General features: G+C 67.3%; 10 protein-coding genes (1 of these 10 running past the window's edge). 1 reads left to right on the forward strand and 9 read right to left on the reverse strand.

From position 1 onward, the window contains the following. Window positions 1-78 carry the end of an NAD(P)/FAD-dependent oxidoreductase gene (locus PQ455_RS15975; protein WP_273687087.1) on the forward strand. It extends 1,557 nt beyond the left edge of the window, so the window shows 78 of its 1,635 coding nt (coding positions 1,558-1,635); its start codon lies beyond the left edge, outside the window; its stop codon occupies window positions 76-78. Window positions 79-328: 250 nt separating this feature from the next. Here the strand turns inward: PQ455_RS15975 and PQ455_RS15980 are convergent, their stop codons facing one another. From PQ455_RS15980 to cyoC, 9 genes are all read right to left on the reverse strand, one after another. After that, window positions 329-1,495: a hypothetical protein gene (locus tag PQ455_RS15980; RefSeq protein WP_273687089.1), complete on the reverse strand. Its 1,167-nt coding sequence runs from the start codon at window positions 1,493-1,495 to the stop codon at window positions 329-331. 1 nt (window position 1,496) lies between these two features. Next, the gene (locus PQ455_RS15985) at window positions 1,497-1,904 is read right to left on the reverse strand and encodes a hypothetical protein (protein WP_273687091.1); all 408 of its coding nucleotides are present in this window, start codon (window positions 1,902-1,904) and stop codon (window positions 1,497-1,499) included. Between the two features lie 254 nt (window positions 1,905-2,158). After that, entirely contained in the window at window positions 2,159-6,373 is a 4,215-nt protein-coding gene (locus tag PQ455_RS15990) for a translocation/assembly module TamB domain-containing protein (protein WP_273687093.1), read from the reverse strand. After that, a complete protein-coding gene (locus tag PQ455_RS15995) occupies window positions 6,373-8,421 on the reverse strand; it encodes an autotransporter assembly complex protein TamA (RefSeq protein ID WP_273687095.1) in 2,049 nt (682 codons plus the stop codon). The genes PQ455_RS15990 and PQ455_RS15995 overlap by 1 nt, the downstream gene beginning before the upstream one ends. Before the next feature lie 130 nt (window positions 8,422-8,551). Continuing rightward, on the reverse strand, window positions 8,552-9,094 hold the full coding sequence (locus PQ455_RS16000) for a response regulator transcription factor (RefSeq protein ID WP_273687097.1): 543 nt from the start codon (window positions 9,092-9,094) through the stop codon (window positions 8,552-8,554). Continuing rightward, window positions 9,091-10,401 (reverse strand): ATP-binding protein, encoded by a 1,311-nt coding sequence (locus PQ455_RS16005; RefSeq protein ID WP_273687098.1) that lies wholly within the window; start codon window positions 10,399-10,401, stop codon window positions 9,091-9,093. Before PQ455_RS16005 ends, PQ455_RS16000 begins: the two co-directional genes overlap by 4 nt. Continuing rightward, on the reverse strand, window positions 10,398-11,105 hold the full coding sequence (locus PQ455_RS16010) for an SURF1 family protein (protein WP_273687100.1): 708 nt from the start codon (window positions 11,103-11,105) through the stop codon (window positions 10,398-10,400). Before PQ455_RS16010 ends, PQ455_RS16005 begins: the two co-directional genes overlap by 4 nt. Continuing rightward, window positions 11,102-11,518, reverse strand: a complete 417-nt coding sequence (gene cyoD / locus PQ455_RS16015) for a cytochrome o ubiquinol oxidase subunit IV (RefSeq protein WP_273687102.1) — start codon at window positions 11,516-11,518, stop codon at window positions 11,102-11,104. Before cyoD ends, PQ455_RS16010 begins: the two co-directional genes overlap by 4 nt. Then, a complete protein-coding gene (gene cyoC, locus PQ455_RS16020) occupies window positions 11,515-12,144 on the reverse strand; it encodes a cytochrome o ubiquinol oxidase subunit III (protein WP_273687103.1) in 630 nt (209 codons plus the stop codon). The genes cyoD and cyoC overlap by 4 nt, the downstream gene beginning before the upstream one ends. Window positions 12,145-12,147 lie beyond the last annotated feature (3 nt).

Raw genomic sequence — 12,147 nt, forward strand, 5'->3', positions numbered from 1 at the left:
CTCTCGGCGGCGATCGACGGGATCAAGGTGGCGGAGGCTGTGGCGCTCGCGATGGTGGGGGGAGGGCCAGCAAACTAAAATGACCGCCCCTCACCCCGATGGTGGCGCGCGTCTTGAACGAGTGCGAGGATTGTGCGGCCTCGTGCCAACTCGCGATTGGTGCCAACCGCTGACTTTGTGATATTCCTGCCATTCACCGGCGATGTGACGAACGGCACGTCTTACCAAATGCCGACATTCAGCGATTGCTTCTCTGATCTCATGGGTCGACTGAGATTTAGCCGGTAGCGAACAGGCGGATCTTGCTGCGAAAGTCGGCAAATCCGCCCTAGAAGAAGATGGGTTCACCCTCTACCTTCATCCAATCTCGCCGCTGCCGTTCAACATAGCGGCCATTTACGCCGATCCGAACTCCGTACCGTAGACGGTCACTTGCGGTTAGTTCATCGAACTGATTCCACCCCAACTGACATGTAATTTCGCGACCATAGTCAGTCCTCAATCGGAACGTCTTCGAAGAACCAATGATACTATCTACGATCCCCGTCATGTGGACGTCGCGACCCGCAACTGAGGCGTAGGATGCTCGAATGCGATCGCCTGCGATAGCATCAACTTCTACAAAAACCTCTGCGCCGCCTGAAGTTGACGAAAACTGAAGTTTTGATACGTCGCCGTCCGCAGACGGGAGAATTTCTACAATCTGTTGAATAAATTCGAAGTTATCGCGGCCATAGTCATCAGGAAGCTGGCCTTCCATCGCAAGATCAACCGTCCGCTCAATCTGTTCCGCGAACTCACGCCCACGCTGATACGCTTCCTCGGCGACGGCTTCCGGCTCTAAATTGCGTGTGCGACGTTGCGCTCGCAACCGGGCTCCGTCGATTTCTGGATCGTCGATGGCGATTAGAAGGCTGGCAAATTCCGGTTGCCTCACCGGGTAATCGATGAAGTTCTTGTCTCGACCGCCCGACAGCGAGTTAGGTGTTAGGGCCTTCCGAACAACATCGTAAACGCTGTCAACAAGGCCCTTGAAAGTCGAAAACGGCATACCTTCTTCAGACATTTCATCGCCGTAAAACTTGAATGCAAAAAGAGCATCGGATTGCGCGATTGAGTCTGGCGCCGTCCGAAAGGAACCTAGAAGGGGCACGCCCGACTTCGGCAGGAAACCACGAATTTCACTTTCGCGTTTTTCCTCGTAGCGCTGCACCCCGAGATCGAAATCGGTTTGAAGGAACCAGCAATATGGCTGACTTAAGGCACCGCGAACGGATAGCCGTCCTTGCTTAAGCGCGGTTAGTTCACGCTCCGAAATAGGCGAAGCTAGATAATAATCTCCCGCTTCAAATTCATCCGATTTGAAAAACAAATAGGTTAGAAGTCCAATGCGACAGGTGAAAATCGCAGGCCCGTTCAGAAAGTATAGAACCTCATCTGGGACAATGTGCCCCAGGTTCCAGTCCGTTCTGCCCGTCTGCCACGTTTCCCACATACTACGCCCCACCCGCCAACGGCGGCAACGCGGGTACAAACTTCCCCATCAAATCGATACCATCATAGGCCCAAAACGTGTGGTGCGAAGGCTGGTTGGCCGTTGGCGTCGGAGCCAGCTGGCCATCATCTTCGGTCACATCGCCCCTGAAGATATGCCAACGGGCCGCGTAGCGAAATAGCTCCTGCGCGTGTGTTGCATCTGCCTCGCTTGTCCACACCGAAAGACCAAAGGCCATGCAACCGCCGGCACGTGCCATCGCCTGCTTACGAGGGAGGTCCGACCGAGCGTGCGGCGTAAAATCCTCTTGGCTGGCCGGATCGGTTTCGCAACCATGATATAGGGTCGTGTTCACCTCGGCGGCGTCATGCGGACAGCCGTTCGGGAACCACTCCGGAAACTCACCCATACTTTGACGCTGTTCGGACAGGCTCTCCCATAAGGGCGGCGCTATAGCGGCAAATTCCTAATTTGTAATCCATCGACGTAGCAGGCCCATCGGAATGCTCCAATCCGGATTGGATCGGCTAGCAGGACGCCCCCGAAGCACTGGATTATAGGCTCAGTGAATGGCTGGTCCCGGTGGAAGCTGCCGTTCAAGCTTGACCGGAGGACGCCGTATGCTGGTCGAAACCTGCGCTCCACTCATGCCCCCTCGCCCCCTCAATAATCCTTCGAATACCGCACACTCGCGCTCGACCCACCGAACGACCCCGTCTGGCTCAGCAGGCTCAGCGCCTTCGATAGCGCCACCTCCAGCTGCGTCGCGGTAAAGCCGCGCGCGTCGGTGATGATCTCCACATAGATGTCGTTGGAGATATATTGCCCCGCCGCCAGCGCTGTTCCGCGCCCGGCGGTCTTGTCGGCGCCCAGCACGCGCAGGCGATCGATGCCCGAGGCGGAGCGCAGCTTGCCCAGCGGGTTGAGGCCGCCGCCCGACCCGCGCAGTGAATTGAGCGCGGCGGCCAGCTGGATCGCCTGCGTCGGCGACAGGCTCGTCACCGATTGGCCGAACAGCAGGCGCGACAGCACCTCGTCCTGCGGCAGCGAGGGGGTGGAGGTGAAGGTCACCTGCGGGTTCATCGCCCGGCCGCCGATGTTGATCGTGGCGGTCACGCCCTCCACCGTGGTGCTGGCGGCCAGCGCTAGGCTGGGATCGGTCACCGCCCCGCCCTCGAACCGCACCTTGCCGGTGTTGGCCAGTTCGAACCGGCGGCTGGCGAAGCTGTAGGTGCCGCGCACGACCGAGAGCGTGCCGACCACCCTCGGGTCGCTGGCCGTGCCGCCGACCCTCAGGTCGGTCGCCCATTCGGCCTCCAGCCCCATGCCGCTCACGAAGATCTTGTTGTCGGCGCGCACCCGGATATCGAGCTTCCAGTTGCTCGGCACGCCGGCCGCCGCCTGCTTCTCCGCCTCGGTCTGCGGGCGATCGGTGCGGCGGCGCACGCCTTCCAGCTCGGCGACTTCGGCGGCGCCCTGGCGGATGATCTCGTAGCGCGCCTCGGGAATGGTGAGATCGCCCTTGATGAGCGCGCCGGCCGACTGGCTGTTGGTGACGGCGATATTGCCCGACACGGTCGCGCCCAGCGCGTCGCTGCGCGCCAGCTGCGCCCGTCGCAGGGTCGCCTTCAGGTCGATCGGGAAGCCCGATGCCGCGTCCAGCCCGACGGTGCCGCTGGCGCTGAGCGATCCGCTGCCCGCCTTGCCCGTCAGCGACACCAGCTCCAGCCGGGACTGGGTGAAGCGCCCGTCGAGCGCGATGTTCGAGATCACCGTGCCATAGGCCGAATTTTCGTAGCGCAGCGCATTGGCGCGGGCGATGCCGGTCAGGCTCGGCCGATCGAGCCGCCCGCCGAAATCGGCCGCGACCGCCACCGGCCCGCTCAATTCCTGCCCCGCGATGCCCGTCAGGGTCCACAGCACCTCGGCCGGGCCGTTGTAGCGGATGCCACCCGATAGCGGCGCGGCGAACAGCCGCTCGCTCAGGGTCGCGCCGCCGCCCAGCGGGGCCAGCCGCGCCTGCATCCGCCCGACGATGCCGCCGCCGCGCCGGATCAGCGCGCGCATGTCGCCGCCATTGCCGTCGAGCGTGCCCAACATCGCCACGTCCACCGGCGCGGAGACGACATAGGCCGCCGTCCGCGTGAAGCGGGCGATATCCATCCGCGCCCGCACCGTCGGCACCGTGGCGCCCGGCGCCTGCGTATAATCCACCGTGCCCGTCGCGCGGCCACCCAGGCCCAGCCCCGGCATGAACGCCTCGACGATGCCGACATCCATATTGCCGAGCCGCGCATGGAAATCGGTCGTCGCGCCATAGCGGCCGCGCATCTCGATCTGCCCCTGCGGCACCACCAGGGTCGTCGGCGCCAGCACCCAGTCCGCGCCCGCCTTGGTGACGACGGCGGGGGCGGTGAGGCGGAAGGCGACCCGATTGGCGCTGCCCTTCAAATTCGCCACCACCCGCGTGGGCGATAGTCGCGCCTGCGCGGCCAGATCGAACGGCACGCCCGCGCGACCGTTGGCGGCGAGCGCCACGCTGCCGCTGCCGTCGCGATAGTCGAACCGCCCTTGCGCGCGGGCGAGGCTGGTCTCGCCCTGCCGCACGTCCGTCAGCAGGAAGCGGCCCGTCGCCGCCGGCCCCTTCGGGTACATCGTCGCGGTGGCGCGGATCAGGCCGCTGCCGATGGTGATCTGCTGCGGGCCGGGGATGCGCGCGGCGCTGGCCGCCACGTCCACATCGGCGCGCTGGTTGGCGCCCGCCGCCGACAATCGTACCCCTCCGTTGAGGCCTGATCCGGCCAGGGTGAGCGTCCCCGCGAACGGGCCGGCACTGGTCTGGACGATGCTCCCGCCGAAATCGATCCCGGCGAAACGCGCGCTGTGGATATCCACCGCCAGCGGCCCGCGCCCCGATCGCACCAGCACGTCGGCGAACAGCGGCCCGTAGGCCGATTGCCCCGTCGCCTTGATCGCATAGCCCGCCGCGACCCCGCGCAATTCCGCCTCGACATCGCGCAGGTCCGCGCCCAGCCCCGGCCGCGCCGCGCGCAGCTTCACCAGCGGCCGCTCCAGCGTGCCCGATGCCGTCACCGCCAGCGGCCCATAGGCCTTCGACATGGCGCGCGCGGCAAAGGCGATCCGCCCGGTTTCGATATTGTAGCTGCCCTGCCCGCCCGTGATGGCGAACAACGGCGCGGTCATCCGCAGGCCCGTCAGGGTCGCCACGCCATTCTCGTCGAAGCCGAAGCGCGCCACCGTCACCGCATTGCCGCCCAGCGTGTCGCGCAGGGTGGCATTGTCGAGGCTCCGGGTGACGACGCGGAAACCGCCGCGGATGCCGAAGCCGCCTTGCGCGCCCGGCACCAGCTCGGCATCGGTCGTCAGGCTGATCCGCCCGAGCCCGTCGACCCGGTAATCGTTGACCCGGCCCTTGATCGCGCCGGTGTAGCGGCCCTTGGCGGGATCGGCGAGGATCAGCGCGGTCGCGTCGATCTTGTCCGATTTCAGCTTCAGATTGTCCGACAGCAGCCGCCCGCCCGACCAGGCGAGATCGCCGTCGATCGCCAGATTGGTGAGCAGGCCGCCCGCCGCCGCGTTGAGCCCCGTCACCCGCCGCGCTCGCGCCTTGATGGGGATCAGGATGCGGTCGGCGTCGATCCGCGCCGCGCCCTCGGCGGTCAGCCCCTCGATCCCCATCGTGCCGAAGCCGAGCTGGGCGGCGGTGAGGCGATAGGCGATCGTCGGGGTGGCGAAGGCGCCGTCGAGTGTGGCGGTCGCCCGCACGTCGCGCCCGCCGACATTCTCGGCGATCGCGCCGGGCTTCAGCAATTGCGCGTCGACCTTGAAATTGCCGAAGCGGCTGTTGCCCAGATCGATCAGGCCGGCGGCATCCACCGCCAGCGCCGCCGATCGCGCGACCAGCTTCACGTCGGCGCGCCGCTCGCCGAGGGTCGCGGCGAGGTCGATCGCCAGCTTGGGCTCGGTCAGCCGCGCGGTCGGCCCCTCCATCAGCGCGCCGGGCATCGTGTCGCCCTTCAAGCTGAAAGCGCCGTTGCGCGCGGTCAGCGCCAGATCGGCGAGCGGCGCGGCGCCCGCGCGGCCCGTCAGCCGGCCTGCCCAGTTCGCCCAGTCGCCCTTGCCGCCGATCGTCAGCGCCAGCGGCTTGCCGAGCCCCGAATAGCTGTCCACCAGCCCGCCCACCGGCGCGGTCAGCGTGCCGTCGATCGTCAGCCGGTTGGCATCGGGCACCGCATCCAGCTTCAGCCGAAGCACATCGCCACCCGCGACACCGCGCCCCGCCACCGCGCGCGCATCCAGATCGAGCTTCGCCCGGCCGCTGGCGATATCGGCAGACCCATAAGCGCGCAGCACATGCCGCCGACCGGTCACCGCCGGCTCGATCACGATCCGGTCGATCGCCAGCCGCCCGACCATCACGTCGATATCGGGCAGCAACGGAGCGTTCGGATCCGACGGCACCGGCTTCAGCACCGGCATCCGCAGAACGCGGATTTCGGGCGAGGCCAGCTCGCGCACGTCCACCTTGCTCGAGGTGAGGTAGGCGAACGGCCGCCAGTCGAGCGTGAGCTGCCCCGCCTCGGCGAACACGCCCCGCGGGTCGCGGATCGTGATGTCGCGCGCCACCATCCGGCCGTAGAGCGATCCGTCGATCCGGCCGATGCCGACCTTCATCCCCGACGCGGTCTCATACCCCGCCACCCGATCGACGAGGAAGCGCCGCCCCGGCTGGGTATCGATCGCCAGCACCAGCAGGCCGACGAGCAGCACCAGCCCGACAAGGACGATGCCGATCCATTTGAGGACGCGCTGCCACAACGGGCGGACGGTGGAGATTTCGGGGGCCTCGCTCGCCATCAGAATGCCTGCCCGATGCTCATGTAGAGCGCGATCTTCGATTCACCCGGCTGGCGGTTGATCGGGGTCGCCACGTCGATGCGGAACGGCCCGAAATTGGTGTAATAGCGCACGCCGATGCCCGCGCCGTAGCGCATGTTGCTGATCGAGGGCGTAGACCCCTGCCCCAGCCGACCGGCATCGAAGAAGGGCACGATGCCGTAATTGCCGAAGCGATAGCGCGCCTCGACCGCGAATTCCGTCAGCGATCGCCCGCCGACCGGATCGCCATTGGCATCCTTCGGCCCCAGCTCCTGAAACCCGAAGCCGCGCACCGATCCACCGCCGCCGGCGTAATAGCGCCGCGACGGGGCGATCGAATCCCGGCCCGCGCCCATGATCGATCCGACCCGCGCCCGGCCCGCCATCACCAGCGCGTCGGTCAGCGAATAATAAGCGCTGCCCTCGGCGAGCAGCCGGGCATAGCCATCGAACCCGCCGCCTCCGGTGCGCTTCTGCGCCTCGGGGCTGACCCGGCCGGTCACCCGGAAGCCCTTCGTGGGATCGAGCAGGCTGTCCGATCCGTCATAGCCCAGCTGGAGCGGCACGGCCGCGATCAGATAGGTGCTGCGCGTGCGATCCTGCACCGCCGACTGAAAGCGCGTCTCGCGCGTCGCGATCAGCTCGCCGCCGATGCTCCACGTCCATTTCTTCTGGAAGATCGGCGTGCTGGCGCGCGACAGGCTGCCCGTCAGGCTCACCGTCTGTGCGTTGTAGGCATCGAAATCCTGCCGCGCGACCGAGGCGCCCAGCGCGAACACCCGATCGCGCTGCCCAGCGTTCGATCGGCGGAAAGCGGTGCTGAGGCCCTGCTGCTGCGTCCCCGCGATCGCCTCGACCGACAGCGCGCCTTCGGGCGGAAACAGGTTGCGATGCGTCCAGCCGGCGGTGACCTTGATGCCCTCGCCCGTCCCGTAACCAGCGCTCGCCGCCAGTTGCCGCTGCGGCCCCTTGGTCTGCTTCACCACCAGATCGACCGTCTCCGTGCCGTCGGCGCTGGTCTGGCCGGTGCGGGTCGGCTCGACCGACACGGTCGATAGCAGGCTGGTCGCGATCAACGCTTGGCGCAGATCGTCCACCTGCCGGCTGTCATAGAGCTGGCCGCGATCGAAGCGGGTCAGCACCTCGATATGATCGGCGGTGAACACCGGATCGCCCTCGGCGCGGATGCCGCCGAAGCTGGATTTCGGCCCCGCCGTGATCGGCAGGGTGTAATCGCCATGATGATCGCGCTCGTCGAGCAATATGTCGCGCTTGCCCACCTCGACGAACGGATAGCCGCGCTCGGGCAGGCGCAGCGAGATATTGGCCTCGGCGCTCTCGATCTCGGCAGCGCGGATCGGCGTGCCGGTCTTCAGGTCGAGCGCGTCGCGCGCATGGCGGGTCGGCTCGGGCTCGGCCCCGGTGATGGCGATGCCGCCCAGCGTGTAGCGCGTGCCGGGCGTCGCGGTGAGGGTGACGGTCAGCCGGCTCCTGGCGTTGGGCAGGGTATCGACGTCGGCGGCGGCCAGCCCGTCATAATAGCCCTCGGATCGCATCAGCCGCTCGGCCAGCCCGACATCCTCGCTCGCCCGCGCCCCGACCTGCGAGGCGTTGGCGGCATCGCGCCCGTCCTGTAACAGAGCGGAGAGACTGCGGAACGGCGCCTCCAGATCGACCGGCTTCAGCCCTTTCAGCACCACATCATATTTGATCCGCTCGGCCTTCTCGTCAGTGACGGCAATGGCCGGCGGCGGGGTCGCGTCGAAGCCGGCGATCGGCGGCAGCGGCTGGGCGAGATCGGGATCGGCGGCCGGCACCGACGACGCCTCGGGCGCGGCGACGGGCGGCGGCGCGGTCTGGTCGAGCGGCGGCAGGCTCGCCTCGAACGCGGGATCGTCGAGCGCCTTCTGGTCGGCCTGCGGGGGAGTATCGGCGGATTTCCGGGGATCGGACGCGGTTTGCGCGACAGCCGGCGCGACAAGGCCAAGGCCGCCGCCGACGAGCAGGATCAACGATCGATGAAGCAAACCCGAACCCCTCTTGGCATCCCGGCCGCCTTTGTCGGTCCTCGGACGCTCCCGCTCGGGTGGTAAATCCCGGCGGCGGTTCAGGTTCCCTGCGAAGGGGAATTTCGTCTCCCGAAACGACCGGTGCTCCTCAACTCACCTGGCGCTTGCCCAGCTTCCGCGCCAGGGTCCGCCGGTGCATCCCCAGCCGCCGCGCCGTCTCGGAAATGTTGAAGTCGGTTTCCGCCAGCGTCTCGTGGATACGTTCCCATTCCAGCGTCTTGATCGATGTCTGGCGGGTGGTGACCGGCGCGTCGATGTCGCCCTGTCCCTTCGTAAACGCCGCCTCGATCTCGTCGGTGTTGGCCGGTTTCGCCAGATAATGCGACGCGCCCAGCTTGATCGCCTCGACGGCGGTGGCGATGCTGGCGAAGCCGGTCAGCACCACGATCTGCATCTCCGGATCGTGCGCGTGGAGCGTCTGGACGCAGACGAGGCCGGAGGCGCTGCCGAGCTTCAGATCGACCACCGCGAAACCCGGATCCTCATCCTCCAGCAGCGCCGCCACCGCCTCATGGCTCGCCGCCGCGACCACCCGGTAGCCGCGCCGCTCGAACGAGCGTTGCAGGGTGCGCGCGAAGGCCTGATCGTCCTCGACGATCAGCAGCAGCCGCTCGGCTTCCTCGTCGATCATCTTTGCCCCACCACCAGCGCGGCAAGCGGCAGGGTCAGCCGCACGCAGGCGCCCCGCCCCGCCAGATTGATCGCGCGCAATTCGCCGCCGAGCTTGCGCATCACGTTGAAGGTGATGAACAGGCCGAGCCCCCCGCCCTGCCGCGCCTTGGTCGATCGATAGGGCTTGCCGATATCGGCCAGCATCTCCGGCGCGAAGCCGGCGCCGCGATCGGACACACGGATGTCGAGCATCGCCGCGTCCCCCGTCACCTCCACCCCGATCCAGTCGGGCGAGGCCTCGCGCGCATTTTCCAGCACGTTGACCAGCACCTGCTGGATCGCCGGATCGGACACGATCAGCGGATCGGCGGCCAGCGTGGCGGCATACTCCACCACCACCGCCGGATTGGTCTCCCGCCAGCGGATGACGGTGGCGTCCAGGAAGGCGCGCAGCCGCACCACTTCCGATCCCTCGCCGCGCGCCGCGCCGGCCGATTGCAGCACCCCGGTCAGGATCGCCTTGCAGCGCGCCACCGCCGCCTGCATCTCGCCGATCTCCTCCCGCAGCACGGGATTGTGCTTGAGCAGCGCCATGTGCCGCCAGTCGTTCAGGATCACCGCCAGCGACGACAGCGGCGTGCCCAGTTCATGCGCCGCGCCCGAGGCGAGCAGCCCCATGCGGACGATATGGTCCTCCTCCGCCGCCTGCTGCCGCAATTCGGCCAGCCGCGCGTCGCGGCTCCGCAGATTCTCGGCGATGCGGCGCACGAACAGCACCAGCAGCACGGCGATCATCAAGAAGCAGACCCAGGTGCCGGCGATGTGCATGTCGAACAGATCGTCGCGCGATCCGGGCGGCAGGATCAGCGGGCGATAGGCGAACACCAGCGATCCGGCGCACAGGCTCGTCACCGCGACGATCGCCCAGGTCGTGGCCATGTCGAGCAGGATCGCCCCCAGCACCACCTGCAACAGGAACAGCGCCATGAACGGATTGGTCGCCCCGCCGCTCAGGTAGAGCTGCCCCGCCAGCGAGAAGACGTCGAACAGCAGGGCCACGAACAATTCGGCATTGGCCACCTCGAACCGGCGGCGCAGCACGAGCAGGCTCGTCCCGTTCAGCACCACCGCGCCCAGCGGCAGCAGCAGCATCGGCAGCAGCGGCAGGCGGATGCCCATGCCGAAATGGACCAGCAGGATGGTGACGATCTGCCCCGCCACCGCGATCCAGCGCAGCTGGATCAGCAGCAGCATGTTGGCGCGGCCGGCCGCCTCGGGCGATCGGTCGGGCGTGGCGCTCACGCCCCGCATCTTGAGGACGGTCATGGCCGCCCGCGCTTCCGGTCCTCGCGCATCAGCACGATGTAGCCCCCCGCCACCAGCGCCGCCAGCGCGAACCAGGTGAGGGCATATTGCAGGTGATTGTCGGCAAAGGCGATCACGGTGAGCCCACCCACCGGCAGCCCCTCGCCCGTTCGCGCGGCATCGATGAAATAGGGCGCCACCCGGCCGAGCCCTCGCCGCGCCGCGATGCCGGCCACGTCGCGCGAATACCAATGGTCGGCGGCGGGATCGTTGCTCCGCAGAAAGCCGCCGCCGGGTTCGCTGATGCGGAGGAGCCCGGTGATCCGCACCGGGCCGGCGGGCGGGGCATAAGCGGCGGGGGCCGCCCCCTGCGGCACGAAGCCGCGATTGACCATCAGGATGCCCGCCGCGCCCGTATCGAGCGGGCTCATCACCCAATAGCCGCTGCCGAGATCGGTGGTGGCGCGCACGCGCGTGTCGCGATCGGCAAGGTAACGGCCGATCGCGAAGATCCGGCGATATTCATGGGAGGCGGCGGTGACCGCCGGCCACTCCGCCGATCCCGGCGCCGCCACCGGCGCGGCACCCACCCGCGCCTCGACCCGCGCGATCAGCGCATGTTTCCACACGCGCCGTTCGAGCTGCCACAGCCCCAGCGCGATCAGGCCCGCCACCAGCAGCGCGGCGACGAGGCCCAGCCCCGCCAGCCGCCCGGCCCGTGTCACGGCATGCTACCCATGTCGTGCATGCCGGCCTCGGGCGTGGTGCCGGGCTCCGCCATCACATGCGGCATCATGTTGGTGTTGAGGTGGTACATCACCCACATCGATCCCGAGAGCGTGATGCCGACGATCACGACCGTGAAGATCAGCGCCATCATCGTCCAGCCCCCTTCCGAGCGCGTGCTCATGTGGAGGAAGAAGATCATGTGGACGAGGATCTGCACCACGGCGAACGCCATGATCGCCACCGCCGTCCAGCTCGCGCTGCCCAGCACCTCGCTCATCACCAGCCAGAAGGGGATGGCCGTCAGGATCGCCGACAGGCCGAAGCCGATCATATAGCCGCCCATCGAGCCGTGCGGCGTATCGCCATGATGGTCGTCGTGACTGCCGTGGGCGTGGTCGTGCGCGCTCATCGCAGCATCCCCATGAGATAGACGAAGGTGAAGACGCCGATCCAGATCACGTCGAGGAAGTGCCAGAAGAGGCTGAGGCACATCAGCCGCCGCTGGTTGGCCGCGATCAGGCCGTGTTTGCCCACCTGCACCATCAGCGTCACCAGCCAGACGATGCCGAAGGTGACGTGCAGCCCGTGGGTGCCGACGAGGGTGAAGAACGCCGAGAGGAAGGCGCTGCGCTGCGGCCCGGCCCCCTCGTGGATCAGCATCGAGAATTCGTAGAGTTCGATCGACAGGAAGGCCAGACCGAACAGGCCGGTGATCGCCAGCCAGCCTTGCGTCGCGCCCACCCGCCCCTTGTCCGACGCGAGCATCGCGAAGCCGTAGGTGATCGAGGAGAACAGCAGCATCGCCGTGTTGACCGCCACCAGCGGCAGCTCGAACAGATCACGCGGGCCGGGGCCGCCGGCATAGCTGCCGCCCAGCACCGCATAGGTCGCGAACAGCACCGCGAAGATCAGGCAGTCGCTCATCAGATAGAGCCAGAAGCCCAGCATCGTGCTGCCGCCTTCGGCATGGTCATGCTCGTCGGCGAGGTAGAAGACCGGGGCTTCGCCGTCGGCGGGGAGGGTTGCGCTCGGCATGGT

The organism is Sphingomonas naphthae, assembly GCF_028607085.1.
In the GTDB taxonomy this organism is placed as follows: Bacteria; Pseudomonadota; Alphaproteobacteria; order Sphingomonadales; family Sphingomonadaceae; genus Sphingomonas_Q; species Sphingomonas_Q naphthae.